General features: G+C 73.2%; 21 protein-coding genes. 5 read left to right on the plus strand and 16 right to left on the minus strand.

The features are described from left to right. Positions 1–28: 28 nt before the first annotated feature. The 4 genes from ACIPPM_RS14555 to ACIPPM_RS14570 all read right to left on the minus strand — a co-directional run bounded on the left by ACIPPM_RS14555 (position 29) and on the right by ACIPPM_RS14570 (position 3,173). Positions 29–1,135, minus strand: coding sequence for a PDZ domain-containing protein (locus ACIPPM_RS14555; RefSeq protein ID WP_401447263.1), 1,107 nt, complete (start codon positions 1,133–1,135; stop codon positions 29–31). A gap of 50 nt (positions 1,136–1,185) precedes the next feature. Further along, positions 1,186–1,359: a hypothetical protein gene (locus ACIPPM_RS14560; protein WP_384359706.1), complete on the minus strand. Its 174-nt coding sequence runs from the start codon at positions 1,357–1,359 to the stop codon at positions 1,186–1,188. Between the two features lie 148 nt (positions 1,360–1,507). Next, positions 1,508–1,969, minus strand: coding sequence for a molybdenum cofactor biosynthesis protein MoaE (locus ACIPPM_RS14565; protein ID WP_388995734.1), 462 nt, complete (start codon positions 1,967–1,969; stop codon positions 1,508–1,510). A 76-nt stretch (positions 1,970–2,045) separates the two neighbouring features. Next, positions 2,046–3,173 carry an SDR family oxidoreductase gene (locus ACIPPM_RS14570; RefSeq protein WP_393596231.1) on the minus strand — a complete coding sequence of 376 codons (1,128 nt, stop codon included), beginning with the start codon at positions 3,171–3,173 and terminating at the stop codon, positions 2,046–2,048. Between the two features lie 191 nt (positions 3,174–3,364). On the opposite strand from ACIPPM_RS14570, the gene ACIPPM_RS14575 reads away from it, so the two are divergent. Both ACIPPM_RS14575 and ACIPPM_RS14580 read left to right on the plus strand, forming a co-directional pair. After that, complete coding sequence (locus tag ACIPPM_RS14575; protein WP_401447267.1) at positions 3,365–4,837, plus strand: zinc-dependent metalloprotease; 1,473 nt, start codon at positions 3,365–3,367, stop codon at positions 4,835–4,837. Further along, entirely contained in the window at positions 4,834–5,355 is a 522-nt protein-coding gene (locus ACIPPM_RS14580; RefSeq protein ID WP_401447269.1) for an NUDIX hydrolase, read from the plus strand. The genes ACIPPM_RS14575 and ACIPPM_RS14580 overlap by 4 nt, the downstream gene beginning before the upstream one ends. 99 nt (positions 5,356–5,454) lie before the next feature. On the opposite strand, the gene ACIPPM_RS14585 is transcribed toward ACIPPM_RS14580, so the two are convergent. The 4 genes from ACIPPM_RS14585 to ACIPPM_RS14600 all read right to left on the minus strand — a co-directional run bounded on the left by ACIPPM_RS14585 (position 5,455) and on the right by ACIPPM_RS14600 (position 9,300). After that, positions 5,455–6,210 (minus strand): AIM24 family protein, encoded by a 756-nt coding sequence (locus tag ACIPPM_RS14585; RefSeq protein ID WP_401447271.1) that lies wholly within the window; start codon positions 6,208–6,210, stop codon positions 5,455–5,457. Positions 6,211–6,223: 13 nt separating this feature from the next. Further along, complete coding sequence (locus tag ACIPPM_RS14590; RefSeq protein WP_401447273.1) at positions 6,224–6,904, minus strand: AIM24 family protein; 681 nt, start codon at positions 6,902–6,904, stop codon at positions 6,224–6,226. An 11-nt stretch (positions 6,905–6,915) separates the two neighbouring features. Next, on the minus strand, positions 6,916–8,556 hold the full coding sequence (locus ACIPPM_RS14595) for a TerD family protein (protein ID WP_401447276.1): 1,641 nt from the start codon (positions 8,554–8,556) through the stop codon (positions 6,916–6,918). A gap of 111 nt (positions 8,557–8,667) precedes the next feature. Further along, on the minus strand, positions 8,668–9,300 hold the full coding sequence (locus tag ACIPPM_RS14600) for a M48 family metallopeptidase (protein WP_401447279.1): 633 nt from the start codon (positions 9,298–9,300) through the stop codon (positions 8,668–8,670). A gap of 249 nt (positions 9,301–9,549) precedes the next feature. Here ACIPPM_RS14600 and ACIPPM_RS14605 point away from each other — a divergent pair, with 249 nt between their 5' ends. Together ACIPPM_RS14605 and ACIPPM_RS14610 are read left to right on the plus strand one after the other, a co-directional pair. Further along, on the plus strand, positions 9,550–10,815 hold the full coding sequence (locus tag ACIPPM_RS14605; protein ID WP_401447282.1) for a TOMM precursor leader peptide-binding protein: 1,266 nt from the start codon (positions 9,550–9,552) through the stop codon (positions 10,813–10,815). Continuing rightward, positions 10,808–12,226 (plus strand): ABC1 kinase family protein, encoded by a 1,419-nt coding sequence (locus tag ACIPPM_RS14610; protein ID WP_401447284.1) that lies wholly within the window; start codon positions 10,808–10,810, stop codon positions 12,224–12,226. The genes ACIPPM_RS14605 and ACIPPM_RS14610 overlap by 8 nt, the downstream gene beginning before the upstream one ends. Before the next feature lie 239 nt (positions 12,227–12,465). Here the strand turns inward: ACIPPM_RS14610 and ACIPPM_RS14615 are convergent, their stop codons facing one another. The 4 genes from ACIPPM_RS14615 to ACIPPM_RS14630 all read right to left on the minus strand — a co-directional run bounded on the left by ACIPPM_RS14615 (position 12,466) and on the right by ACIPPM_RS14630 (position 16,125). After that, positions 12,466–12,792, minus strand: coding sequence for a hypothetical protein (locus ACIPPM_RS14615; RefSeq protein ID WP_401448472.1), 327 nt, complete (start codon positions 12,790–12,792; stop codon positions 12,466–12,468). A gap of 11 nt (positions 12,793–12,803) precedes the next feature. Continuing rightward, positions 12,804–13,172 carry a WhiB family transcriptional regulator gene (locus ACIPPM_RS14620; protein ID WP_030807350.1) on the minus strand — a complete coding sequence of 123 codons (369 nt, stop codon included), beginning with the start codon at positions 13,170–13,172 and terminating at the stop codon, positions 12,804–12,806. A gap of 176 nt (positions 13,173–13,348) precedes the next feature. Next, a complete protein-coding gene (locus tag ACIPPM_RS14625; RefSeq protein WP_401447286.1) occupies positions 13,349–13,672 on the minus strand; it encodes a hypothetical protein in 324 nt (107 codons plus the stop codon). A 140-nt stretch (positions 13,673–13,812) separates the two neighbouring features. Then, complete coding sequence (locus ACIPPM_RS14630) at positions 13,813–16,125, minus strand: ATP-dependent DNA helicase UvrD2 (RefSeq protein WP_401448474.1); 2,313 nt, start codon at positions 16,123–16,125, stop codon at positions 13,813–13,815. A gap of 172 nt (positions 16,126–16,297) precedes the next feature. Between ACIPPM_RS14630 and ACIPPM_RS14635 the strand changes: the two genes are divergently transcribed. Next, positions 16,298–16,555, plus strand: coding sequence for a mycoredoxin (locus tag ACIPPM_RS14635; RefSeq protein WP_161147073.1), 258 nt, complete (start codon positions 16,298–16,300; stop codon positions 16,553–16,555). Between the two features lie 72 nt (positions 16,556–16,627). Here ACIPPM_RS14635 and nudC read toward each other — a convergent pair whose 3' ends face one another. The 4 genes from nudC to ACIPPM_RS14655 form a co-directional block, all read right to left on the minus strand. Further along, positions 16,628–17,572 carry an NAD(+) diphosphatase gene (gene nudC / locus ACIPPM_RS14640; RefSeq protein WP_388995773.1) on the minus strand — a complete coding sequence of 315 codons (945 nt, stop codon included), beginning with the start codon at positions 17,570–17,572 and terminating at the stop codon, positions 16,628–16,630. Between the two features lie 153 nt (positions 17,573–17,725). Beyond that, on the minus strand, positions 17,726–19,129 hold the full coding sequence (locus ACIPPM_RS14645) for a dipeptidase (RefSeq protein WP_401447289.1): 1,404 nt from the start codon (positions 19,127–19,129) through the stop codon (positions 17,726–17,728). Positions 19,130–19,139: 10 nt separating this feature from the next. Beyond that, entirely contained in the window at positions 19,140–22,580 is a 3,441-nt protein-coding gene (locus ACIPPM_RS14650) for a UvrD-helicase domain-containing protein (protein ID WP_401447291.1), read from the minus strand. A gap of 119 nt (positions 22,581–22,699) precedes the next feature. Continuing rightward, on the minus strand, positions 22,700–26,131 hold the full coding sequence (locus tag ACIPPM_RS14655) for an ATP-dependent helicase (RefSeq protein WP_401447293.1): 3,432 nt from the start codon (positions 26,129–26,131) through the stop codon (positions 22,700–22,702). Positions 26,132–26,197 lie beyond the last annotated feature (66 nt).

Here is a 26,197-nt window from a genome sequence, read left to right on the forward strand (position 1 = left end):
GGGCCGCCCGCGCGCGTACGGCCGTTTCTCAGCCCTTGGTGGTGCACTTCGGCAGGTCGGCGGTGCGGCCCTCGCGGATGTCCTTGAGGGCGTCCAGGGCGTCGCCGATCTTCTTCACCTTGACCAGGGTGAGGCCGCTCGGGGTGTCCTTGGCGGCGGAGGCGCAGTTGTCGGCGGGGGTCAGGAAGTACTGGGCGCCCTTGTCGCGCGCGCCGACCGTCTTCATCTCGATGCCGCCGATGGGGCCGACCGTGCCCTCGTCGTCGATGGTGCCGGTGCCCGCGATGAACTTGCCGCCGGTGAGGTCGCCGGGGGTGAGCTTGTCGTAGATGCCGAGCGCGAACATCAGTCCGGCGCTGGGGCCGCCCACGTCGGCGAGCTTGATGTCGACGGTGAACGGGAAGGTGTGGTCGGTCCCCGCCGAGATCCCGACGATGGCCCGCTGGGCGCCCTTGTCGGCGGAGTCCGCGGAGTCGGCGGTCGTGATCGTCACGTCCTGGGTCTTCGTCGCCGTCCGGTGCGCCTTCTCGGCGGCCGCCTGCTCCTTGGCGGGGACGACGGTGAAGACGACCTTCTGCCCCGGCTTGTGCTTGGTCACCAGCTTGGCCACGTCGGCGGGCTGCTTGACCTGCGTGCCGTCCACGGCCTTGATCACGTCACCGGCGTGCAGCCTGCCCTCGGCCGGGGAGTCCTTGATCACGGTGGAGACGATCACCCAGGACGTCACCGGGATGTGCAGCTCCTTCAGGGCGGCGACCTTGGCGCTCTCCTGGGACTGGCTGAACTCCTCGGCGTTCTCCTGGGTGGACTGCTCCTCGGTCTTGCCGTCCGGGTAGAGCGTGTCGTGCGGGACGACCTTGGTGTCGTGGGCCAGCCAGCCGTAGACCGCCTCGACCAGGTTCATCCGGAAGTCCGCGCTGGTCACCCGGACGGTGGTCATGTTCAGGTGACCGTCGGCCGGATAGGTGCGGTGGCCGGAGACCTGGAGCACCGGCTCGCCGTCGTGGTCCCCGAGCGTGTTCACGGTCGGCCCCGGCGACATCTCCGCGTACGGCACGGGGATGAGCACTCCCGCGCAGAGCAGCGCGATCAGCATCAGGGTGGACGCGAGCATCGTCGCGGTACGGCGTGGCATGGCACGACAGTACGGGACAGGTGTGTCAGCGCCCCGTCAGGGCACCCCCGTCAGGCTCCGGGGGCGCCCGTGTGGGACTTCTCCATGGCCTCGCGGAACCGCGCGTAGCCGTCGAGTTCGGGGCCGTCGCCGCGGGTTCTGCGGGTCCGGTTGGCCCAGCTTCCCCACAGACCGGCCGCGACAGCGGCGATAAGCGGAATCAGCAACCAGGCGAGCACCGCCATGCCGACCTCCCAACCCCATGAGTGTCCGCGAACTGAGTGATCAGCAGATTAACCATTCGCATGGATAACGCTCACGCGCGGGGTGCGGTTACGCAACCGGAGCACCCGATGGGCCGAACGTCACCGGCCCGCCCAGGTCAGCAGCGCGTCAGCAGGCGCCGACCCATTCCTCGGTGCCGTCGGAGAACCGCTGGTGCTTCCAGACCGGCACCTCGTGCTTGATGTCGTCGATCAGCTTGCGGCAGGCGTCGAACGCGTCGCCCCGGTGCGGGCACGACACCCCGACGACCACGGCGAGATCACCGACGGCCAGATCGCCCACCCGGTGGACGGCCGCCAGGGCCCGCACCGGGTACTCCGCGACGACCTTCTCCGCGACCCGCCGCATCTCGTCCACGGCGGAGGGGTGGCAGGAGTAGCCGAGGGCGTCGACGTCCGCGCCCCCGTCGTGATTGCGCACGGTGCCCACGAACAGCGAGATGCCGCCCGCCGCGTCGTCCCCGAGGGCGGCGAACACCTCGTCCACCGAGAGGGGCGTGTCCCGGATGCCGATCAGCTTGATGGGGCTGGGAGCCGCCTGCTCACCGGGGTGTTCGTTCGTGAGTGCCATGTCTCCATGGTGCCGCACGTCGCGGGGCAGGCGGAATGCGACGTTCGGCCGGGTGGAGGTGCGGGGCGCGGGCGTCTCAGATGCGGCGGCGTGCCTTGCGGGCCCGGCGTACCACCGCCGCCGCGCCGAGCAGGGCCACGGTCGCGCCCGCCGCACCGGCAGCGGTGGCGTCCTTGCGGCCGAGCCTGCGTCCGGCGACCGTGTGCCGCCCGGAGACCTCCGCCAGCAGCTCCGCGAGCACGTCCTCGTTGGTCCAGCGCGGCCGCCATCCGGCCGAGTGCAGCCTGCTCCCGCTGACCACCCAGGGGTACATCGTGTACGCCAGGTCGCCCGCCGGGGACGGGGTGAGCCCGATCCGGTGCAGCCGGGCGGCGGCGCCGAGAGCGACCGCGGAGGGCAGCTCCATGCGCCGGATGCCGCTCAGCTCCTCGACCTCCTCCTGCTCCAGCCAGCCGTCGCAGCCGACGGCGAGTTCCCCGTCGACCTTCTCCAGCACGGCGTACTCCAGCGCGGAGCACAGGTCGTCGACGTGGCAGAACTGCCAGGCGGGCCGGGAATCGGCGACCACGAGCAGCCGGGGCGACTCGAAGTACCGGGTCAGCGCGGTGTCCGTGCCGCCGACCAGCAGCGCGGGGCGGACCACGGTGACATTCAGGCCGGGGTGCGCGCGGGGCGCCCGGCGGGCCAGGCGTTCGATCTCCAGCAGGTCGGCGACCCCGGTGGCGTCGGCGGTCGCGCGCAGCTCGGCGTCCTCCGACAGCGGCAGCTCGTTGTCCTCCAGCGCGCCGTAGACCATGGCGGAGGTGCACAGCACGACCCGGTGCACCCCGGCGGCGGCCGCGGCGGTCAGCACGGTCTGGGTGCCGCGCACGTTGTAGGCGGTGCGGGCGGCCGCGTCGCTGCCCAGGTCCAGGTCGAGCGCCAGGTGGACGACCACGTCGGCGCCGCGCAGCTTCTCCGCGATCGCCGGGTCCCGCACGTCGAGGATGTGCCACTGCGCCTCGGCGCACTCCCCCCGCCGCTCGTCGATGGCGACGACCTGTCTGATCTCCTCGGACGCCGCGAGCCGCTCGGTGAGCAGCGCGCCGATCCCGGTGGCAGCGCCGGTCACCGCGACGACGGGCCCGCGCACGGCGGGCGAGGGCGATGCGGGCGGAGATGAGGGGTTTCGCGCTGCGCGAACCTGCGGATCTGGGGAACTCACCGGGCGTCTCCAGCGGTTGTCTTCAGTACGAGCGCGGACGACGCGCCCGTACCAGGTGCATCCATCCTGCCGCAGCCCATCTGTGGGCGAAGCACCGAGGCCCTATCCGGTCCGGGTGTCTACGCTGGGTGGTGAAGTCGGGCAGCCGCGCCGCCGGAGAGAACCGGTGGCCTTACCAGCCGAGGAACCCCGTGAGTGACACCCCATTCGGATTCGGCCTTCCGCCGGAGGAGCCGGACGACGGCGACGAGGGCAAGAAGAAGGACCAGCAGAGCGGTGGTGGGCAGGGACCGGCCGACCCGTTCGGGTTCGGCTCCCTGCCGGGCGCCGGTGGCTTCGGTGCCCCCGGTGCCGACAATCCGCTCGCCGCGATGTTCGGGTCCCTGAACCCCAACGACCTGGGCGCGGCGTTCCAGCAGCTGGGCCAGATGCTCTCGTACGAGGGCGGCCCGGTGAACTGGGACATGGCCAAGCAGATCGCCCGCCAGACGGTCGCCCAGGGCACCCAGGACGGCGTCAAGGACGCGAGCGTCGGCCCCGCCGACACTTCCGCGGTCCAGGAGGCCGTGCGCCTGGCCGACCTGTGGCTGGACGACGCGACCTCGCTGCCCTCCGGCGCGAACACGGCCGTGGCCTGGTCGCGCGCGGAGTGGGTCGAGGCGACGCTCCCGGCCTGGAAGGAACTGGTCGACCCGGTCGCCGAGCGGGTCGGCGCGGCCATGGGCGATGTCCTGCCGGAGGAGATGCAGGCCATGGCGGGCCCGCTGATCGGCATGATGCGCTCGATGGGCGGCGCCATGTTCGGCACCCAGATCGGGCAGGCCGTGGGCGTGCTCGCGGGCGAGGTCGTCGGCTCCACCGACATCGGGCTGCCGCTGGGCCCGGCGGGCAAGGCGGCGCTGCTGCCGGTCAACATGGAGGCGTTCGGCAAGGACCTGGGCGTCCCCCAGGAGGAGGTGCGGCTCTACCTCGCCCTGCGTGAGGCGGCCCACCAGCGCCTCTTCGCCCACGTGCCGTGGCTGCGCTCGCACCTGTTCGGCGCGGTCGAGGGGTACGCGCGCGGCATCAAGGTCGACACCGCCAAGCTGGAGGACGTGGTCGGCCAGTTCGACCCGCAGAACCCCGAGCAGCTGCAGGACGCGCTCCAGCAGGGCATGTTCCAGCCCGAGGACACGCCCGAGCAGAAGGCGGCGCTGGCCCGGCTGGAGACGGCGCTCGCGCTGGTCGAGGGCTGGGTCGACGCGGTGGTCCACACGGCCGCCAAGCCGCGCCTGTCCTCCGCCGACGCGCTGCGCGAGACGCTGCGCCGCCGTCGCGCGAGCGGTGGTCCGGCGGAGCAGACGTTCGCCACGCTGATCGGTCTGGAGCTGCGCCCGCGCCGGCTGCGCGACGCCTCCCGCCTGTGGGCCTCGCTCACGGACGCGCGCGGGGTCGACGGCCGTGACGATCTGTGGCACCACCCGGACATGCTGCCGACGGCCACCGACCTGGACGACCCGGACGGCTTCGTCCACCGCGAGCAGCTCGACTTCTCCGAGCTGGACAAGATGCTCGGCGAGGCGGCGGGCGGCGACGCCCCGAAGCCCGACCTCAAGAAGGACGGAAGCCCCGAGAACGCTGAGAACGCCGAGGGCGACGAGGGCAAGGGCGACAAGAGCGAGTGAGCCTGTACGACGACGCGGTCCTCGTGCTCAAGGGCTACGAGGACCAGCCCGAGCTGCGTGACGCCTACCTGGCCCACCTGGCCGGCCGGCCGGACGGCATGTGGAAGTCCTGCGAAGCGGGGCACCTCACCGCCAGCGCCCTGGTGATCGACCCGGAGCACGACCGTGTGCTGCTCACCCTGCACAGGAAGCTGCGGATGTGGCTCCAGATGGGCGGCCACTGCGAGCCGGGCGACATCTCCGTGGCGGGCGCGGCCCTGCGTGAGGCGACGGAGGAGTCCGGCATCGCCGGTCTGACCCTGCTGCCCGGCGGCCCGGTCCGCCTGGACCGGCACCCGATCCCGGCCCCGTGCCACTGGCACTACGACGTGCAGTACGCGGTGCTGGCCCCGCGCGGCGCCGAGCACGCGATCAGCGACGAGTCGCTGGATCTGCGCTGGTTCGGCTACGACGAGGTCGCGGGCGTGGCGGACGAGTCCGTGGTCCGGCTGCTGGAGGCGACGCGGGCACGGCTGTGAAGGTGGTCCGGCCCTGAAGGCGGTCGGGTTGTGAACGTGTAAGGGGCGCCCGGTCTGGTGGGCGCCCCTTACGTTCGCTGTGCCTGGCTCGTCGCCTCGTCAGCTCCAGACGTTGCCCTGGTTCTGCCCCCGGGCGCCCTGCTGGCCCATGCCGAACTGGGCCGCGACACCGCCGCCTATCTGCGCGTGCTGCGGCGGCAGCAGTTCGCTGGGCTGCACCAGGGCGAAGCCGGAGCCCATGAAGCTCAGCTCCCAGCCCTCGCCGGTGCTGCCGCGCCGCCGCCACACCCCGGAGGAGTGCGTCTGGGCCTGCATCTGCACCCGCAGCGAGGTGGACCAGGCGACGATGGCGTCCGCGTCGCAGTTGACGTACTGGTCCGGGGTGACCCGCATCAGCAGGGGCGCGCCGGAGGTCATCAGGGCGACCTTGCCGCGTCCGGTGATGTTGAGCTGGTACTTCCCGGAGCCGGAGATGCCGTAGAGGCTGTCCACGGCGATGACCTCGTGGTGCAGCGAGGAGTCCATGGCGAGGACGTAGGAGCTGTCGACGGTGAGGCCGTCCTGCTCCACGTCCAGGAGGTGGACGTGCTGGGCGAGGTTGGCGAGGTAGACGGTGCCCTGGCCGTGACAGCGCATCAGGTCCAGGCCCTCACCGGTGTGGGCCCGCGCCCGGCGCTGGCCCTGGCCGCGGTACTCGGCGTCGAACTCGACCATGCCCTGGTAGGCGACCATGGTGCCCTTACGGGCCAGCAGGTCGTCGTGGCCCTCCAGGGTGACGCGGAGCAGCTGCGCGTTCTGCAGGCTCCAACGCTCCTGGGTCTGGGAGTCGTTGTGCGCGAAAAGCGGACTCTGCATGGTGTGCTCCCCCTCAGCCCCGGAACCGGAGACGGTCGGTGCTGTCCTCGCTGGGCTGGACGACGACGATGCCCTGCCCGGAGAAGGCCATCTGGTACGCCTCGCCGCTGCCCCGGCCGATCAGCGACTGCGCCTTGAAGCTGCGCTTGCCCTTCACCTTGAGGTTCGGGGACCAGGCCACAAGGGCGTCGGGGTCGACGTAGGTCTCGTCCTCGCCGCCGCCGCAGTCCACGACGATCGGGGTGCCGCGCGAGGTCAGCGCGACCCAGCCCTGCCCGGAGATCCGGGTGTTCCACAGGCCCTGCCCGGCGAACTTGGCGAGTCCCTTGACCCGCTCCACGCTCCAGGTCAGCTGGGCGTCGAAGGCGAGCAGGTTGGTGGCGTTGACGGAGATGCCGTCGCCGCCGAGGTTGATCACGACGACGTCGGCGCCGTAGTCGGCGAGGTAGACCAGGCCGTCGCCGGAGCACTTCATCAGCGGGGCGCCCTCGCCGGTCATCCAGTCGCGGGCGATCTGGCGGACGGCGGGCGGGTTGGGCTCGTACTGGATGAAGCCCTCGTAGGCGATCATCGAGCCCACGCGCGCGAGGAGGTCGTTGCCGGTCTGCATGGCGACCTTCAGCATGTGGCTGCCGTGGTTCTCCATGCGGGCGGTGACGGGTGCGGGGGCGAAGCCCGCGAGCGGCTGGTTCATGACGGGCTCCCTCAGACCTCGTACGGCTGGACGACGATGAAGTTGCCGGGCGCGCCCCGGAACTGGAGGTTGACGCTCTCCCCGGTGTCGCCCGCGTAGGCGTTGCGGCGCATCCGGACCTGACTGGAGACGATCACCTGCGAGGCGGCCGACCAGGCCACCACCGCGTTGCAGTCGGCGAAGGTCGTGGGCGTCACGGGCAGCACCACGGGGGTGCCGTGCGTCTTGACGACGAGCGTGCCGGTGCCCTGGAACTGCATGGTGAACAGCGCGCCGCCGGGGATGCCGTGGCCCTCGATCCGGCGGACCTCGTACTGGAGGCTCTCGTCGAAGGCGAGGACGTTCTCGGCGGAGACGCAGATCGCGTCGCCCTGGAGCTCGATCGGGTGGAGGTGGGTGGAGTTGTCGGCGAGGAACACCTGTCCCTGGCCGGTGCAGCGCATCAACTGCATCTCCTGGCCGGTGGCGTTGCCGACCAGCCGTCCGGCGAATCCGGCGCCCTTGTAGTTGAAGTCGACCTTGCCCTGGTAGAGCACCATGCTGCCCTGCCGGGCCAGCACCGGCTGGCCTCCGGCGCCGAGGTCGACACGGACCAGCTTGTGGTTCTGCTGGGTCCAGCGCTGGCCGGTGGGCGCCTCCTTGAACTTCTGGAGTGCGGCGCCCACTCCGGCCGCCTGCTGGGGCGTGCCCTGCGGGACGCCGTAGGAGGGGGTGCCCTGGCCGGGGACCTGGGCGTAGCCGGGGGGCATGGGGGCGCCGCCGTGGGAGGGCGGACCGTGGTGGCCGGGGGCGGCCGGAGGGGCGCCGGGGGGCTGGCCGTGGCCGGGCGGTGTCGGCGCGGCCGGGGGGCCGCCGTAGCCCGGGGGCAGGGGTGCGCTCGGCGGGGCCGGGTGACCGTAGGCGGCGGGGGCCGGGCCGGGCGGCGGGACGGTGCCCGCGGTCGGGGTCAGGGGTTCGACCAGGGTGGGAGCCGCGTGCACGTCGGGCCGGGGCGCCGGGGGCGGGGTGAACGCCTGGGGCGCGGGGGGCGTGGCCGGTCCTCCGGGGACGGCGAAGGCGGGCGGCGCGAAGCCGGGGGCGGCCGGGGTCGCGGGCTCCGGCTGGGCCGGCGCGGGCGTCTCCTCCTCCGCGACCTCGCCGCCGAAGTTCTTCAGCAGCGCCTCCAGCCCGCCGTCGAAGCCCTGTCCGACCGCGGCGAACCGCCAGACGTCCTTGAGGTAGAGGTCGCCGAGCATCACGGCGCGCTCGGTGGAGAACTCGGCGCCGGTGAAGGAGTACCGCGCGACCTCCTCACCGCCCGCGACGATGCGCAGATAGCCGGGCGCGATCCGGGACATCTGCCCGTCGCCGTCGATGGTCGCGGTGAACGACAGTTTGTGGATGCCGGCCGGAATCCGGTCCAGCGTGATCCGGAACGACTCGGTGTCGCCCGCCTGGGCGCCCAGCAGCTGGATGGACTCCTCGGGCGACTTCGGCTGGTTGAAGAAGACGAAGTACCGGTCGTCGGAGAGGCGTTCGTCGGCGTCGAGGCCGAAGCAGCTGATGTCGAAGGTCAGTCCGGGAGCGGAGATCTGCACACCCACGTACAGATCCGTACCCGCGGTGAGGTCACTGATCCTGGCCTTGTGGCCGCGTTGGAATTCCCTGGACATACGTTACGTCCGTCCCCCGTCCCGAAAGCTAGTACGTCGCGTCAGGCTAACCGCAAACACCGACATCGGCCTCAGCCGGTACACACCCGGTACAGAACCGCGTCCCGGACCTCACATCTCCTCGTCGTCCGACACGTCCGGCGGTACGTCCGGCAGCCCCGCGGTGGCGGCCACGCCCTCCAGATAGCCGCGGGCCCGCTCGGTGCGCGGGTACGACTCCAACAGCCGCCAGAAGTCCGGGCCGTGACCGGGCACCAGGAGATGCGCCAGCTCGTGGCAGAGCACGTAGTCGATGACGTACTCGGGCATCCCCCGCAGCCGGTGCGAGAGCCGGATGGTGCCCTCCGCCGGGGTGCATGAACCCCAGCGGGTGTTCTGGTTGGTCACCCAGCGCACCGAACCCGGCCGTGCCCGGCCCTCGAAGTACCGCTCCGACAGCCGCCCGGCGCGCTCGGTCAGTTCGGCGTCACCGCCGCGCACGGTCCGCCGGGCCTCCTTCGCGGCGAGCCGGTCGAGCATGGCGGTGACCCAGCGCCGCTCCTCCGCCTTCGACATGCGGGCGGGGATCAGCACGATGGTGCGGTCACCCTCGCGGTACGCGGAGACGGTCCGGCGGCGCCGGTCGCTGCGCCGGACCTCGACGGGGCCGTGCGCGGCGAGCGGCTGCTGTTCGGTGGGTTCGACGGGTCCGGTGGGTTTGGTGGGTCGGGTGGGCTCGGTGGGTTTGGTGGGTTCGATGGGCACGTCTCGAAGGTACTCGCCGGTGCCGACAGCGGGCCGGGCCTGTGGACAGCCGAAAGCGAGCGGCGACGACGCAGGCAGCTTGTACGACGATCACGCTGTGCCTGTGGACAACTTTCGGCACGCATTCCGCAACCCGGCCATGCTGGCAGTCGTCGGAGCGAGCAGGACCGGCTCGGCCGACGTACGAAAGGCGGAACGACGCGCGCCCGGCCGGGGTGTGCGCGAGATCTGGGGACACGGGGGTCCGACATGCATCCGATGGTGAAACCGGCGCTGCGGCGCGGCTGGCGCGATCTCGGCACCGTGCAGTTCGGCATGACGCCGGCGCACGCGATCACTCTGGGTCCGGTGGACCTGGCGACGGGCAGTTTCCTGGAGCTGCTCGACGGCACTCGTGACGTACCGCTGCTGCGGGAGGAGGCCCGGCGTCTGGACCTCCCGGACGGTCATGCCGAACGGCTGGTGGCGCGACTGGGCCGGGCGGGGCTGCTCGACGACACACGGGAGTGCTCTCCTGCCGCGACCGCGCTGCGGGAGAGAGGAGGGGAGGCGCTGGAGCGGCTGCGCCCCGATCTCGCCTCGCTGTCGCTGACCACGGCGGAGCCGGGCGGCGCGCTCACCCGCCTCGCCGCCCGGCGCGCCCTGCGAGTGCGGGTCCTGGGTGCGGGCCGGGTGGGGTCCGTGCTGGCGGCGCTGCTGTCCGGGGCGGGGGTGGGAGAGGTCGATGTGCGCGATGCGGGCCGGGTGCAGCCGTGGGACGTGGCGCCGGGCGGGCTGCCGTCGGAGGCGGTGGGCGAGCGGCGGGAGGACGCGGCGCGGGCGGCCGTGCGCCGTGCGGCCCCGGACCGTCCGCCAGGCCGGACCCGGCACGGCAGGCCCCCCGATCCCGTCCCGGACGCGGAGCCGGGTCTGTCCCTGGTGCTCGTCGCCCCGCGCGACGAGGTCGCGGTGCATGCCCCGGACCCGTTCCTCGCCGAGCCGTTCATGATCTCCGGGACTCCGCATCTCTACGCGGGTGTGGTGGAGGGCACCGGTGTCGTCGGGCCGCTGGTGCTGCCCGGCCGGACGGGGTGCGCGGGCTGCCTCCAGCAGCACCGCACCGACGAGGACCCGGCGTGGCCCCGGCTGATCACCCAGTGGCGTTCGGGCAGGGCGCACCGGGTGGGCGCCTGCGATCTGACCCTGGCCACGGCGGTGGCGGGACTCGCCGCCGCCCACGCCCTGAGTTTTCTCGACGGGGCCGAACCGGCTGCCACCGGCACCCGCTGGGAGGCAGCCCTACCCGCTCTGACCTGGGACGCTCGCCCTGTCGCCCCGCATCCGGCATGCGGCTGCGGGGCGAAGGAGAGGAGGAGAGGGAGCACCCCGGCACGGGCCGGGGAGAAAGCCGAGGGGGAGCACTCCTCAACGCGAGGGCTGCCGCGCGCGACAATGGCGGTGCAACGGCCGTCGGCCGGGCGGCGACGCGAGACCGGCGTCGCGCGGCCGACAGGGACTTGGAGGGCGCATGTCTGATCTTCCCCGGAAGGCGGTCACCCGGACCGCGAAGCTCGCCGCGCTCCCGCTCGGCTTCGCCGGCCGGGCCACCTGGGGGCTGGGCAAGCGGATCGTGGGCGAGTCGGCGGAGCTCGTCGGCCGGGAGCTTCAGCAGCGGACGGCCGAGCAGCTCTTCAAGGTCCTCGGTGAGCTGAAGGGGGGTGCGATGAAGTTCGGGCAGGCGCTGTCCGTCTTCGAGTCCGCGCTGCCCGAGGAGATCGCCGGGCCCTACCGCGCCGCGCTGACCAAGCTCCAGGAAGCGGCGCCCCCGATGCCGACCCGCACGGTGCACGCCGTGCTGGCGGAGCGGATGGGCGAGGAGTGGCGGGAGATGTTCCTGGAGTTCGAGGACAAGCCGTCGGCCGCGGCCTCGATCGGTCAGGTGCACCGGGCGGTGTGGCACGACGGCCGGGAGGTGGCGGTCAAGGTCCAGTATCCGGGCGCCGGTGAGGCACTGCTGTCGGACCTGAATCAACTGAGCCGGTTCGTCCGGCTGTTGGGGCCGCTCATCCCCGGCATGGACATCAAGCCGCTGATCGCGGAGCTGAAGGACCGGGTCTCCGAGGAGCTGGACTACGAGCTGGAGGCGCAGGCGCAGGCCGCTCACGCGGCGGAGTTCGCGGACGACCCGGACGTGCTGGTCCCGGCGGTGGTGCAGCAGTACGACCAGGTGCTGGTGACCGAGTGGATCGACGGCGTCCCGCTGTCCGAGATCATCTCCGACGGCACCGAGGAGCAGCGGGACCGGGCCGGGCAGCTGCTGGCGCGTTTCCTCTTCTCCGGCCCGGCCCGCACCGGCCTGCTGCACGCCGATCCGCATCCGGGCAACTTCCGGCTGCTGCCCGCGGGGCCGGACGGCGAGGACGGCTGGCGTCTCGGCGTGCTGGACTTCGGGACGGTCGACCGGCTCCCCGGCGGTCTGCCGTCCACCATCGGGTTGGCGCTGCGGATGACGCTGGAGGGCGACGCCGAGCCGGTCTACGAGATGCTGTGCGAGGAAGGGTTCATCAAGGAGTCCATGGACCTGGACCCCGACGCGGTCCTCGACTATCTGCTGCCGATCATCGAGCCCGCGCAGGTGGACACCTTCACCTTCACCCGCTCGTGGATGCGCGGTCAGGCGGCCCGGGTCGCCGACCCCCGCTCCCCCGCGTACCAGCTCGGCAAGCAGCTGAACCTGCCGCCGTCCTATCTGCTGATCCACCGGGTGACGCTGAGCACCATCGGTGTGCTGTGCCAGCTAGGCGCGACGGTGCGGCTCCGGGAGGAGCTGGAGGAGTGGCTGCCGGGGTTCGGGCCGGAGGCGGACCTGCTGGAGGCGGACGCGGAGGGACCGGAGTCCGAGGAGCAGCAGGAGGAAGCGCCGGAGGCACCTGCGGCACAGGCATAGGCGGCGCACAGGCGTGCGGGCGTGAGCGGCGTGAGCGGCGTGAGCGGCGTGAGCGGCGTGAGCGGCGTGAGCGGCGTGAGCGGCGTGAGCGGCGTGCGGGGGTAGCCCGTCCGGCCGAGCGGACATGCCTCGGGGGCCGGTCCTTCGGCCGGACCGGCCCCCGAGGGTAAGACTTCGCCTCCCGTGCCGGGAGGCCACCGCTTCGGGTGGGTGCGCTCAGCGCACTGCGAGGGCGGCGCCTACTGCATGAGGGCGATGGCGAGCGCACGGCGGGCACGCAGCGACGCGCGCTCCGCGCGGCGCTGCATCCGCCGGGCGGTGACCAGGCTCATGGCCCGGCGCTCCCGCTGGGCGTCGTGCAGGCGCTCGTGCATATGCGCACGAGCCAGGGCTTCTGGGATGAGTTGCATTTCGCGGGTCCTGTTCGTCTGGCGCGCGCCTGTCACGCCACGGTTGTCGAGGTCTGGGGTCGCCGAGCCGGTGGGCTCGCTGGTGGACGGCTTCATCGGGGCCTGCTTCTTGGGGTCGTGCGTGAGGGGGCGGTCGATCGTTCCTGCGGTGTGCATCCGTGCGATGTTCATGCCGTGACCGGGTTCTTGCGCGGGCGGCCGCGGGGCCGCTTCCGGGCGACGACGACACCCTGGACGAACAGCTCCCCGCCCCAGACGCCCCAGGGCTCGCGGCGCTCTTTGGCCCCGGCGAGGCAGGCTTCGACCAGCGGGCAGGTGCGGCAGAGCGACTTGGCGTACTCGACATCGGCCGGCGACTCGGCGAAGAACACCTCCGGGTCGTAGGAACGGCAGGGGACGGGCACGCCGAGGTTCTCGATGGCGTCGTCGAGCGCGGTGAGCGCGGTGAGGGGGAGCAAGGCGGGGTCCTCCGTGGAGCCGAGCTGAGTGATCGCTTGTGAAGGCGGTACTGACGGGGCGTGCGCTTCGAGTTGCACGGGTGTTTTCCTCGTCTGGGTCGTTCCGGCCGGTGGACCGGGTGTCGGCTGGGTACCGGGTTCTCTTTTGTTGTCCCGAGGCGTCTTCGGGGTGTTCTCCCCGTTCGGGGAAAACAGAAGGGCCGCGGTTCCCGGGTGGGGTTCCGCGGCCCTGAAGGCGCCTGCCTGATCGGCGATCAGGCTGGATCACTCCAGGGTTCTGGCCCACGGAAGGCCCACATCTGGTGGTGCTGCGTCGTCTGCTTCCGGAATCCGGCACCGGCCGCCGCGAAGGCATAGGCGCCCCGCGCCTGTGCCTCTACCGCTGCCAGTGCCTTGGTCGGTCGCTCATTGCGCTCGCGGACAGGGAGGTCCGCGGAGAGCAGCGAGGACGCCGGACGGGCGGCACGGATGCCGGACAGACCGGTGCCCTCGGAGGGCGCGCCGAGAATGCACAGGGAGACGGCCGGACGATCGGTCAGTTTGACCGGGCTGGTGAAGATGGTCTCGATGCTGATCATTGGGCTCGCCTCCTCTCGGCGTCTTGGGGACCGGGTCGAATCGGTCCTCGGATAAAGAAGTACAGCACGGAATCACAGCCTTCGAGAAGGCCGCCGTTTCCGTGCCTAGAACCTATGGGGATTCCTGGCGCGGGCGCAAACTATTTTTCCGACGAGTTCCGATCAGTCGTGGAAACCGCGTTCAGGGGGTCCGCGCCGACCTCGTGGCCTGCGCAGATGGCCAGCACGTCGGTGCCGTAGCGGCGCAGCTTGCGGTCCAGGACGCCGGGGATGCGGGAGAGTTCGGCGGCGCAGTCGGGACGGGTCTCGGCGATGGCCATCAGGGTGCGGTCGGTGAAGACGCAGAAGTCCGGCTGTCCGCTCTGGCCCGCTTCCACGGACCGCCACTGCCGCAGCCGCTCGTACAGGCCCTCGTCCATGTCGGAGGGGCAGTCCTCGCAGCGCATCAGCTTCATCTCGCCCGCGTCGGTGAGGGTGCGGCCGCAGACCCGGCAGCGGGCCGGGGTGCGCTGGGCGCGCCGGGGTGCCGCCGGCAGGCCGCCGGGGGTGCCGCGCTCGACACCGCCGGTGCCGGTCGCGGCGCGGCCCACGGTGGCGGTGGAGCCGGGGCGCAGGCCGTCGAGGAAGCGGCTCGGCCTGCGGCCCGCCCGGCCGCCGGGCGAGCGGGCGAGCGACCAGGACAGGTGGAGCCGTTCCCGCGCGCGGGTGACGCCGACGTAGAGGAGGCGGCGCTCCTCCTCGATCTGTTCGTCGGTTTTGGCGTAGGTGATCGGCAGCATGCCCTCGGCGACGCCGACCAGGAAGACGGCGTCCCACTCCAGGCCCTTGGCGGCGTGCAGGGAGGCGAGGGTGACGCCCTGCACGGTCGGGGCGTGCTGGGCACTGGCCCGCTCGTCGAGCTCCGCGACCAGGTCGCTCAGGGTGGCCCCCGGGTGGGCGGCGGCGAAGTCGTGGGCGAGGGCGACCAGGGCGGCCAGTGACTCCCAGCGTTCGCGGGCGGCGCCGGAGCCCGCCGGGGGTTCGCTGCTCCAGCCCTCGCCGGAGAGCACGGCGCGCACCTGGGAGGGCAGGTCGACCGCCTCGTCCAGCAGGGAGTCGTTGCCGCCGAAGCGGGCGGCGGCGCGCAGGGCGACGCCGGCCTTGCGCACCTCGGGCCGGTCGAAGAAGCGCTCGGCGCCGCGCAGCTGATAGGGGACGCCCGCGTCGGCGAGGGCCTGTTCGTAGGTCTCGGACTGGGAGTTGGTGCGGAACAGGATGGCGATCTCGGCGGCCGGGGTTCCGGCGGCGATCAGCTCGCGGATGCGGCGAGCGGCGCCCTCGGCCTCGGCGGGCTCGTCGGTGTACTCGGTGTGGACGGGTTCGGGGCCGGAGGAGCGCTGGGAGATCAGTTCCAGCCGGTGGTCGGCGGCGCGGCCGTGGGCCTGGGCGAGCAGGCCGTTGGCGAGGCGGACCACCTGGGGGGTGGAGCGGTAGTCGCGGACCAGCTTGACGACGGTGGCGCCGGGATGGCGGTGCCGGAAGTCGAGGAGATGGTCGGGAGTTGCACCCGTGAACGAATAGATGGTCTGGCTGGCGTCACCGACGACGCACAGGCTGTCGCGCTCGCCGAGCCAGAGGTCGAGCAGGCGCTGCTGGAGCGGGCTGACGTCCTGGTACTCGTCGACGACGAAGTGCTGGTACTGGGCGCGTACCTGGTCGGCGATGTCGTGGCGGTCCTGGAGGACGGCGACGGTGAGCAGCAGCACGTCCTCGAAGTCGATGACGGCGCGGTCGCGCTTGAGGTTCTCGTAGGCCGCGTAGAGGTGGGCGATCTCGGCCGGGTCGCGCGGGGTCTCGCGGCCCGCCTTCACAGCCGCGTACGGATAGTCGGCCGGGACGGTCTGGGTGACCTTGCACCACTCGATCTCGGCGGTGGCGTCCCGCAGCTCGCCCCGGTCCAGGCGGAGCCCGCAGGCGGCGGCCGCGTCGGCGACCAGTTGGATCTTGCGGTCGACCAGCCGGGGCATGCCGCCGCCGATCGCTTTCGGCCAGAAGTACTGGAGCTGGCGGAGCGCGGCGGAGTGGAAGGTGCGGGCCTGCACGCCCTGGGCGCCGAGCTGGCGGAGCCGGCCGCGCATCTCGCCCGCGGCCCGGTTGGTGAAGGTGACGGCGAGCACGCTGGAGGGCGCCAGGAGGCCGGAGCGCACTCCGTACGCGATGCGGTGGGTGATCGCGCGGGTCTTGCCCGTGCCCGCTCCGGCCAGGACGCACACCGGCCCGTGCAGGGCGGTGGCGACCTCGCGCTGCTCGGGGTCGAGCCCTTCGAGCACCGCGTCGGCCGATTCCGGGGTCCGCGGGAAGAGGGGGGAGGGCGTTGCTGCTGTCACACAGCCATGCTGCCAGGTTGTCCGGGACCACCGCGTCGGTTGTCCACAGGCGGGCCCCGATAGTCGTTTTAATGCGGCGGGTGTCACAGCGGCGGGTGCGGCGGGGGTCACACCGGCCGACCCCGGCGCACCGGCGAAGTACCGGCCCACACCGGGGTCGTACCGGCGTCGCACCGGCGGGAATTCATGCCGGGTCCCGCACGTTTGCCCTGTGCACGACGTACGACGTACCCCCCGGCCGCCTGAGGAGCGCGAAGACATGCAGGGCACTGTGACGATGTACAGCACCACGTGGTGCGGTTACTGCCGCCGGCTGAAGGGCCAGCTGGACCGGGAGGGCATCCCCTTCACCGAGATCAACATCGAGCACGACCCGGAGTCCGCCGCGTTCGTGGAGAAGGCCAACGACGGCAACCAGACGGTGCCGACCGTGCGGGTCGTGCCGTCCGGTGGCGGTTCCGAGGTCGTCATGACCAACCCGAGCCTCGCCCAGGTGAAGCAGGCCCTCGGCGCCTGACCGCCGAAAGACGTGAGAAACCCCGGCCGCCCGTGCACAGGGCGGCCGGGGTTTCTCACGTCCGGAGGGCGGCTAGAAGGCGCTCCGGGTCGGCAGCGGCTTGCCGTACCACAGCTCGATCAGCCGGGCGGCGATGGAGATGCCGTAGGGCGGCAGCACCTCGCCGGACTCGAAGGCGGCGCCCAGCTCGTCGCGGGAGAACCAGCGGGCCTCCTCGATCTCCTCGCCGTCGGCGTCGATCTCGGTGGAGGTGGCGTGGGCGAAGAAGCCCAGCATCAGGCTGGACGGGAACGGCCAGGGCTGGCTGGCGACGTACTCGACCTCACCGACCGTGATACCCGCCTCCTCGAAGACCTCGCGGCGCACCGACTGCTCGATGGACTCGCCGGGCTCGACGAATCCGGCGAGCGTGGAGAAGCGGCCCTCGGGCCAGTGCACCTGGCGGCCGAGCAGGATGCGGTCCTGTTCGTCGGTGACCGCCATGATCACCGCCGGGTCGGTGCGCGGGTAGTGCTCGGCACCGCACGCCTGGCACCGGCGGATGTGCCCGGCGGCGGCGATGACGGTGCGCTCGCCGCAGCGGGAGCAGAAACGGTGGGTGCGCTGCCAGTTCTCCAGGCCGACGGCGTGCACCATCAGCCCGGCATCGCGCGGGGAGAGCAGCAGGCCCGCCTCGCGCAGTCCGGCGGGGCGCGCGGACTGGTCGATGCGGCCGGGCAGCGAGTCCTTCTGGAGCGCGAAGTAGCTGACGCCGTCCTCGTCCTCGCCCAGGAAGTAGCGGTGGGCCTCGGTGAGGGGCGCCTCGAAGGAGGGGGTCATGACGAGTTCGGTACGCCCGTCGGACGTCTCGTCGATGAGTACCTGGCCGCCGGAGACCACGAAGCAGCGGGTCGTGGGGTGGCTCCACGCCGCCGCGAGCCAGGCTTCGTCGAGCCGGTGGTGGGCGGCTCGGTCGATGCCGCTCGGGGCGGTGAGCGAGATGGGTCGGTCAGCGGTGTGGTCGGTCCGGGTGGTCACGGGTGCTTCCAACTCCCCCAATGGAACGGTCGGTTCGGCGGGCGGTTCTACGGGACACGGGTCAGGGGCGCCGCGGCCGGGCGGGGGCGGCCGGGCCGGGCGGCCCTTCCAGTGTGCCCGGCGTACGGTGCCGTGCCCGAACGGCGGGGTTCCTCAGGGGGCGGGGCGCCAGTTCTCGGCGAGGTCGCTCCACAGGTGGGCGCCGGCCTCGACGCCCTTGAACAGCAGGTCCAGCTCGACCTTCTCGTTCGGGGCGTGCCAGCCGTCGGAGGGGACGGAGATCCCGAGGAAGAGGACCGGGGCGCCGAGCACCTCCTGGAGGTCGGCGGCGGGGCCGGAACCTCCTTCCCGGGTGAAGCGCACCGGCTTGGCGAAGGCACGGCCCATCGCGCGGGCCACGGATTGCAACGCGGGATGGTCGAGCGGGGTGAGGCACGGGCGCGTACCCGGGCTGAAGTCGATCTCCAGCCGGATTCCGGCGGGCGTCTGCCGCTCGGCCCAGTCCTGTACGGCCTTCTCCACCGCGCCGAGGTCCTGGCCCGCGACCAGCCGGAAGGACAGCTTCACCAAGGCCGAGGCGGGGATGATCGTCTTGCTGCCCGCGCCCTGGTAACCGCCGCCGATGCCGTTGACCTCGGCGGTCGGGCGGGCCCAGACGCGCTCCAGGGTGCTGTACCCGGCCTCGCCGTGCGCCGCGTGCGACTTGGCGGTGCGCAGCCACTCGGCCTCGTCGAAGGGCAGCTCGGCGAAGAGTTCACGCTCGCGCTCGGTCAGCTCCACGACGCCGTCGTAGAAGCCGGGGACGGCCACGCGCCCGTGCTCGTCGTGCAGGGCGGCGACCAGGCGGGCGGCGGCGGTGGCCGGGTTGGGCACGGCGCCGCCGAAGGAGCCGGAGTGGATGTCCTGGTCGGGGCCGTACAGCCGGATCTCGCACTCGGCGAGGCCCCGCATGCCGGTGCACACGGTCGGGGTGTCCTCGGACCACATGCCGGTGTCGGAGACGATCACCGCGTCGGCGGCGAGCCGGTCGGCGCGCTCCTCGACGAGGGCGCGGAAGTGCGGCGAGCCGGACTCCTCCTCGCCCTCGATCAGCAGCTTGAGGTGGACGGCCGGCGCGGTACGGCCGGTCGCGGCGAGGTGGGCGCGGACCCCGAGTGTGTGGAAGAACACCTGGCCCTTGTCGTCGGCGGCACCCCGCGCGAAGAGCCGGTCGCCGCGAACGACGGGCTCGAAGGGGTCGGTGTCCCAGCCGTCCTCGCGGGCGGCGGGCTGGACGTCGTGGTGGCCGTAGACCAGCACGGTGGGGGCCTCGGGGTCGTCCGAGGGCCATTCGGCGTAGACGGCCGGGGCGCCCTCGGTGGGCCAGACCTCGGCCACCGGGAAGCCCGTCTCGGTGAGTTTCGCGGCGAGCCAGTCGGCGCTGCGCCGGACATCGGGGGCGTGTTCCGGCTGGGCGGACACGGACGGGATGCGCAGCCACGCGGCGAGGTCGTCGAGGAAGGCGGCGCGGTGTCGTTCGATGTACGCGCGGACGGCGTTGTCCGGGGTCGGGCTCATGCTCACGAGCCTATCGGCCCGCACGGACATCCTCGGCGGGCGGTTCGTCACACCCGGGCATCCCGGTCGTCCCGGTTCGTTCCCCTTCGAGCAGCCGCGCCAGCTCCTCGCGGCCGGGCAGCCCGGCCGGCCGGTCGACCTCGCCGGTGCGCACGTACAGGAACGCGGCCGTGACCGATTCGGGCGGGATGCCCTGCTGTTCGGCCCAGGCCAGCCGGTAGACGGCGAGCTGGAGCGGGTCGGCGCTGCGGGTGCGGCCGGTCTTCCAGTCGAGGATCTCGTACGTGGCGTCCTCGCCGTCGCCGTCCTTGTAGACGGCGTCGATCCGGCCGCGTACGACCCGTCCGGCGAGGGTGAGCTGTACGGGGACCTCGACGCGGTAGGGCGTGCGCCGGGCGTATTCGGTGCGCTCGAAGGCTTCCTTGAGGGCTTCGAGGTCGGCCTCGTCGGCGATCTCGGCGTCGGTGCCGGGCAGGTCGTCCGGCTCCAGCAAGGGCAGCGTCAGCTCCTCGTAACGGGACTCGACCCAGGCGTGGAAGCGGGTGCCCCGGCGCGCGGCGGGCTGCGGGGGGCGCGGCATGGGGCGCGCGAGTTCCTGCGCGAGCCCGTCCGGGTCCTCGGCGAGCCGGAGCATCTGGGTGGCGGTGAGGACGGCGGGCAGCGGTACGTCGGTGACGCCGCGCCGGGCGCGCATGAGTTCCCCGGCGAGGGCGTCGAGGTCCCGGTCCCAGGACGCGACCGCGCGGGCCTCCTCGGGGGTCAGCCGGGGCTGCGGCTCGGGGGCGGACGCCTGGTGCGGGACGGCCTGGTGCGGGACGGGGAGCGCGGGGCGGTCGGCGCTCAGGGAGTCCCAGTCGCCGGGCTCGTCCAGGGCGTCGTCGTACGGGTCCTCGTCGTCCGGGGGCGCGGTGGGCCACTCGGGGTCGTCGTACGGGACGGGGGCCACCGTGGGCGGGGTGTGGAGGTGGGCGCGGACGGTGTGGGCGGCCCGCTGACGGCGTTCGAAGGCGGTGGCGTCCAGGGGCAGCGGCCAGGCCTGGTCGGCGGTGTCGGTGTGCAGGGCGGGGTTCTCGTCGCCCTCCTCGGGGGCGTCCGCCCACACCTCGGTCTCGCCGTACCCGGCGGCGCAGTGGTCGTGCAGGGCCGTCAGGAAGTCGGAGGGGCCGCGCGGCTTCTTCTGGCTGGGGCCCCACCAGTGGCCGGAGCCAAGGAGGAGCGAGCGGGGGCGGGTGAAGGTGACGTACCCGAGGCGGAGTTCCTCGGTGTGCTGGTGCTCCTTCATCGCCTCGTGGAAGCCCTTGATGCCACGCGCGTCCCAGGTGTCGACGTCGGGCAGCGTGGTGGTGTCGCCGCGCAGGGCGTGCGGGAGCACCTTGGCCTGCGCGGTCCACTTCTCGCGCCCCTGGGCGCTGGGGAAGGTGCCCTTGACCAGTCCGGGGACGGCGACCACGTCCCACTCCAGCCCCTTGGACTTGTGCGCGGTGAGCACCTTGACGGTGTTCTCGCCGCCGGGCAGCGCGTTGTCGAGGCCCTTCTCGTACTGGGCGGCGGTGCGCAGGAAGGCGAGGAACGCGAGCAGGGTGGCCTCGCCGTCGCCCGCGGCGAAGGAGGCGGCGACGTCGAGGAAGTTGGACAGGGTCTCGCGGCGGCGGGCGGCCAGCGCGTGCGGGGACGCCGACAGTTCGACCTCCAGGCCGGTGACGGCGAGCACCCGGTGCAGCACGTCCATCAGCGGGTCGGAGAGGCTGCGGCGCAGGTCGCGCAGTTCGGCGGCGAGGCGGGCGAAGCGCACGCGCGCGTCCGGGGAGAACGGCAGGTCGTCGTCGTACCCCTCGGTGCCGAAGGAGGTCTCCAGGAAGGTGTCCAGGGCGTCCGCGAGCGAGGTGACCTCGGAGGGGTCGACGCCCTCGACGGCCTCGGCGAGCCTGCGGTCGGGGTCGTCGGCGCCGTCCACGCGCGCGTGGACGACGAGCAGCCGGGCGCGGCGGCCGAGCAGGGCCAGGTCGCGGGGGCCGATGCGCCAGCGCGGGCCGGTGAGCAGCCGGACCAGGGCCGCGTTGGCGCCGGGGTCCTGGAGCACCTCGCAGACGGCGACCAGGTCGGCGACCTCGGGCAGGTGCAGCAGCCCGGACAGCCCGACGACCTCCACGGGCACGTCGCGGGCGACCAGCGCGCCCTGGATCTCCGCGAAGTCGGTCGCGGTGCGGCACAGGACGGCGATCTCGCCGGGCGGGGTGCCGGTGCGCACCAGGTGGGCGAGGGAGTCGGCGAGCCAGTCGATCTCCTCGGCGTGGGTGGGCAGCAGGGCGCAGCGGACCAGGCCGTCGCGTTCGGCGCCGGGGGCGGGGCGCAGCGCCTCCACGCCCGCGTGCATGGCGCGCAGGGGCTCCGCGAGGCCGTTGGCGAGGTGGAGGAGGCGGCCGCCGCTGCGCCGGTTCTCGCTGAGCGCCTGCCGGGTGGCGGGGCTGCCGTCGGCGCGGGCGAAGTGCTCGGGGAAGTCGTCCAGGTTGGCGACGGAGGCGCCGCGCCAGCCGTAGATGGCCTGGCAGGGGTCGCCGACGGCGGTGACGGGGTGGCCGGTGCCGTGCCCGAAGAGGCCCGCGAGCAGGACGCGCTGGGCGACGGAGGTGTCCTGGTACTCGTCCAGCAGGACGACCCGGAACTCCTCGCGCAGCACGCGGCCCACCTCGGGGACGCGGGCGAGGCGGGCCGACAGGGCGATCTGGTCGCCGAAGTCGAGCAGGTCACGGGCGCGTTTGGCGGCCCGGTAGCGCTGCACCAGCCCGGCGAGTTCCGCGCGCGCGGCCAGCGTCTCCGGGACCTTGCGCAGGTCGGCGTTGCTGAGCTTCACGCCGTCCAGTGTGGTCAGCAGGTCGGCGTCCCAGACACGCAGTTCCTCGGGGTCGACCAGGTGCTCGGACAGCTCGGAGTCGAGCGCCAGCAGGTCGGTGACGAGGTCCGCGAAGGAGCGGGTCAGCGCCGGGTAGTGGCCCGGCGCCTCGCGCAGCACACGGGCGGCGAGCTGGTACCGGGTGGCGTCGGCGAGCAGCCGGGAGCTGGGCTCCAGGCCGAGACGCAGGCCATGGTCGGTGAGGAGCCGTCCGGCGAAGGCGTGGTACGTCGAGATGACCGGCTCGCCGGGCGGGTTGTCCGGGTCGATCGCGTCCGGGTCGGTGATCCCGGCCTTGATCAGCGCCTTGCGGACGCGTTCGGCGAGTTCACCGGCCGCCTTGTTGGTGAAGGTCAGGCCGAGCACCTGCTCGGGGGCGACCTGGCCGGTGCCGACCAGCCAGACCACGCGGGCGGCCATCACGGTGGTCTTGCCCGAACCGGCTCCGGCCACGATCACCTGCGGGGCGGGCGGCGCGATGATGCAGGCCGTCTGCTCCGGGGTGAACGGGATGCCGAGCAGCTCTTTGAGCTGCTCGGGGTCGGTGAGGTGCGCGGGCATGCGGGGAAGGCTAGCGGCGACCGCCGACAAGCGGACGCCGAGGCTGTGGAAAGCGCAGGTCAGCGGGGTACCGCGGTGCCGCACATCACTCCACGGCGTACGTCACTCCGCGGCGTACATCACTCCACGACCTGCCGTCCCTCGGGGCGGGCGCTGCACGAGGCGCGGAAGGAGCAGTGCGCGCAGTGCTGGCCGGTGCTGGGGGTGAACCGCTCGTCCAGCACCTTTCCGGCGGCGGTGGCCAGCAGGTCCCCGACCCACTCCCCCTCCAGCGGCTGCTGGGCCTGCACCTTGGGCAGCGTCTCCCCGCCGTCCTTCTTCGCCGCGCCCTGTCTGAGCTGGACGAGTTCCGCGCCGCCGGGCTCCGGGCGGGCGCCGTCGAAGGCGTCGTCCACCGCGCCCTCGGCCACCGCGAGCTGGTAGACGGCGAGCTGGGGATGGCGGTCCACCTCGGCGGCGGTGGGGGCGTTCTTGCCGGTCTTGAAGTCCACGACGTAGGCCCGGCCGTCGCCGTCGGTCTCGACGCGGTCCATCTGGCCCCGGATGCGGACCTGGTACTCGCCCGCCTCCAGGGTCACGTCGAAGTCTCGCTCGCTGGCTATGGGCGTGCGGGTGGTGCGGTCCAGGACGTGCCAGTTCAGGAAGCGTTCGAGCGCCGCGCGGGCGGTCTCCTTCTCCTGGACGGACTTCCAGGGCGCGTCGAAGGCGAGCGCGTTCCACACCGAGTCGAGGCGCTCCATCAGCACGTCGAGATCGGCGGGGGTACGTCCGGAGGCGACCTCGTCGGCCAGGACGTGGACGACGTTGCCGAAGCCCTGGGCGGCCGTGGCGGGCGCGTCGGCCTTCACCTCGCGGCCCAGGAACCACTGGAGGGCGCAGGTGTTGGCGAGCTGGTCGAGCGCGCTGCCGGAGAGCACCACGGGCTGGTCGCGGTCGCGCAGCGGCACCTTGCTCGCGGTCGGCTCGTACATCCCCCACCAGCGGTCGGGGTGGGCGGCGGGCACCAGCGGGCGGCCGTCCTCGTCGGCGAGCGCGGCGAGCCGGGCCAGCCGCCGCGCGGCCGCGTCCCGCAGGGCGTCCGAGACGTCCGGGTCGACGGTGGTGGCGCGCAGCTCGGCGACGAGCGCGGCGACCGCCAGCGGGCGGCGCGGGCGGCCGGTGACGTCGCGGGGTTCGACGCCCAGCTCGGTCAGGAAGCGGGACGGCTGGTCGCCGTCGTCGGCCGGGGCCTTCACGGCGGTGACGACGAGACGGTCCCGCGCGCGCGTGGCGGCCACGTAGAACAGCCTGCGCTCCTCCGCGAGCAGGGCGCCCGGGGTGAGCGGCTCGGCGAGGCCGTCCCGGCCGATCCGGTCGGCCTCCAGCAGGGAGCCCCGGCGGCGCAGGTCGGGCCAGAGCCCCTCCTGTACGCCCGCGACGACCACCAGCCGCCACTCCAGCCCCTTGGAGCGGTGCGCGGTCATCAGGCGTACGGCGTCGGGTCGCACCGCGCGGCGGGTGAGGGTGTCGGCGGCGATGTCCTCGGCGTCGATCTCCTCCAGGAAGTTCAGCGCGCCGCGTCCGCCGGTGCGCTCCTCCGCGCGGGCGGCGGTGGCGAACAGCGCGCACATGGCGTCCAGGTCCCGGTCGGCGTTACGGCCCGCCGCGCCCCCGCGCCGCGCGGCCCGCTCCAGCCTGCTGGGCCACGGCGTGCCGTTCCACAGCGCCCACAGCGCCTCCTCCGCGGTGCCGCCCTCGGCCAGACACACCCGCGCCTTCCGCAGCAGCGCGCCCAGCCGCTGCGCCCCGCGCGCGTACGCCGGGTCGTGCGCGACCAGCCGCTCCGGCTCCGCGAGCGCCTGCGCGAGGAGCACGTCGGAGGGGGCGGGCAGCGCCTCTCCGGCGGCCCGCTCCTCCTCGCGCAGGGCCCGGCCGAGCCTGCGCAGGTCGGCGGCGTCCATGCCGCCGAGGGGGGAGGAGAGGAGGGTGATCGCGGTTTCAGGGTCCAGCCAGGGGGCGGAGGTGGTTTGCGGGGCGGGCTCGGCGTAAGGGCCCGCGGGGGCCTCCGGCCCGGATGCGGAGAGCTCGTCCGAGGCGGGGACCTCAAGCCGATCGGCGTCGACGGCCTCCGGCCCAGGCGCGGGTACGCCCTCCGCGGGCCCGCCGCCGGAGGCCCCCGCCTCCGCCATCGCCACCGCCCGCAGTGCCGTCAGCAGCGGGGCGACCGCCGGTTCGTGGCGCAGGGGGAGGTCGTCGCCGTCGATGTCCAGGGGGACGCCCGCCGCCGTCAGGGCGCGGCGCAGGGTCGGGATGCTGTGGGAGCCCGCGCGGACGAGGACCGCCATGTCGTTCCACGGGATGCCGTCCTCGAGGTGGGCGCGGCGCAGGATGTCGGCGATGTTGTCCAGCTCGGTGCCGGGCGTCGGGTAGGTGTACGCCTCCACCTGGCCGCCGTCGCGGACGGCCGTGGGTTCGCGGTGGACGCGCAGCTTCTCGGCGGGGAGCTGGGACAGCGGCATGCGCTGGGTGATGCGGCGGGTCGCGGCCAGCAGGTCGGCCCCGGAGCGGCGGGAGGTGCGCAGCACCTCGACGGGGGCGGGGCGGCCGTCCGCGCGCGGGAAGGCGGCCGGGAAGTCGAGGATGCCGTTCACGTCGGCGCCCCGGAAGGTGTAGATCGACTGGTCGGGGTCGCCGAGCGCGACCAGGGTGCGGCCGCCTCCGGCCAGCGCGTGCAGCAGCCGTACCTGCGCGGGGTCGGTGTCCTGGTACTCGTCGACGTACACGGCGTCGTAGGACGCGGCAAGGCGCTCGGCGACCTCGGGGCGGTGGGCGAGGAGCACCGCGCGGTGGACGAGTTCGGCGTAGTCGATGACGCCCTGGAGGTCGATCACGTCCAGGTACTCGGCGAGGAACGCGGCCGCCGCGCGCCAGTCGGGGCGGCCGATACGGCGCGCGAACGCGTCCAGCGCGCCGGGCGCGAGTCCCAGCTCGCGGCTGCGCGCGAGGACCGCGCGGACCTCGTCGGCGAAGCCGCGCGTGGTCAGGCAGGCGCGCAGGTCGTCGGGCCAGCGCACATGCGTGAGCCCGAGCCGCTCCAGCTCGGGCTGCCCGGCGAGCAGCTCGCGCACGGTGACGTCCTGCTCGGGGCCGGAGAGCAGGCGCAGCGGCTGGGCGAAGCGGTCGCTGTCCTGGTGGGCGCGGACCAGGGCGTAGCAGTAGGAGTGGAAGGTGGTGGCGCGCGGCGCGCGGGCGGCGCCCATGCGCCGGGCCATCCGGTCGCGCAGCTCGACGGCGGCCTTGCGGCTGAAGGTGAGCACCAGGACGCGCTCGGGGTCGGCGCCCCGGGCGACGCGCGCGGCGACGGACTCCACCAGGGTGGTCGTCTTGCCGGTGCCGGGCCCGGCGAGGACCAGCAGCGGGCCGCTCTCGTGCTCGATCACCGCGCGCTGGGCGGCGTCCGGCCGGGGCCGGGGGGTCTGCGCGGGCGGGGTGCGGAGCAGCCGGTAGGCACCACGAGGCGCCTGCCGACCCTGGGGGTACGGCAGGCGTCCGGTGGAGGAGGTGGTGCTCACGTAGTTCGCCGGTCCTGGTGGTGGTGCGGGGTGGTCGTGGGGGCGTGGAGAGGCGGGCGCCTCGTG

This window comes from Streptomyces sp. NPDC090119, assembly GCF_044747085.1.
In the GTDB taxonomy this organism is placed as follows: Bacteria; Actinomycetota; Actinomycetes; order Streptomycetales; family Streptomycetaceae; genus Streptomyces.

Excerpts from the sequence above, each read along its gene's own strand:
- ACIPPM_RS14555 (WP_401447263.1), bottom strand. The coding sequence starts at position 1,135 with ATGCCACGCCGTACCGCGACGATGCTCGCGTCCACCCTGATGCTGATC.
- ACIPPM_RS14560 (WP_384359706.1), bottom strand. The coding sequence starts at position 1,359 with ATGGCGGTGCTCGCCTGGTTGCTGATTCCGCTTATCGCCGCTGTCGCG.
- ACIPPM_RS14565 (WP_388995734.1), bottom strand. The coding sequence starts at position 1,969 with ATGGCACTCACGAACGAACACCCCGGTGAGCAGGCGGCTCCCAGCCCC.
- ACIPPM_RS14585 (WP_401447271.1), bottom strand. The coding sequence starts at position 6,210 with ATGCAGAGTCCGCTTTTCGCGCACAACGACTCCCAGACCCAGGAGCGT.
- ACIPPM_RS14590 (WP_401447273.1), bottom strand. The coding sequence starts at position 6,904 with ATGAACCAGCCGCTCGCGGGCTTCGCCCCCGCACCCGTCACCGCCCGC.
- ACIPPM_RS14595 (WP_401447276.1), bottom strand. The coding sequence starts at position 8,556 with ATGTCCAGGGAATTCCAACGCGGCCACAAGGCCAGGATCAGTGACCTC.
- ACIPPM_RS14605 (WP_401447282.1), top strand. The coding sequence starts at position 9,550 with ATGCATCCGATGGTGAAACCGGCGCTGCGGCGCGGCTGGCGCGATCTC.
- ACIPPM_RS14610 (WP_401447284.1), top strand. The coding sequence starts at position 10,808 with ATGTCTGATCTTCCCCGGAAGGCGGTCACCCGGACCGCGAAGCTCGCC.
- ACIPPM_RS14615 (WP_401448472.1), bottom strand. The coding sequence starts at position 12,792 with ATGCACACCGCAGGAACGATCGACCGCCCCCTCACGCACGACCCCAAG.
- ACIPPM_RS14625 (WP_401447286.1), bottom strand. The coding sequence starts at position 13,672 with ATGATCAGCATCGAGACCATCTTCACCAGCCCGGTCAAACTGACCGAT.
- ACIPPM_RS14635 (WP_161147073.1), top strand. The coding sequence starts at position 16,298 with ATGCAGGGCACTGTGACGATGTACAGCACCACGTGGTGCGGTTACTGC.
- ACIPPM_RS14645 (WP_401447289.1), bottom strand. The coding sequence starts at position 19,129 with ATGAGCCCGACCCCGGACAACGCCGTCCGCGCGTACATCGAACGACAC.
- ACIPPM_RS14650 (WP_401447291.1), bottom strand. The coding sequence starts at position 22,580 with ATGCCCGCGCACCTCACCGACCCCGAGCAGCTCAAAGAGCTGCTCGGC.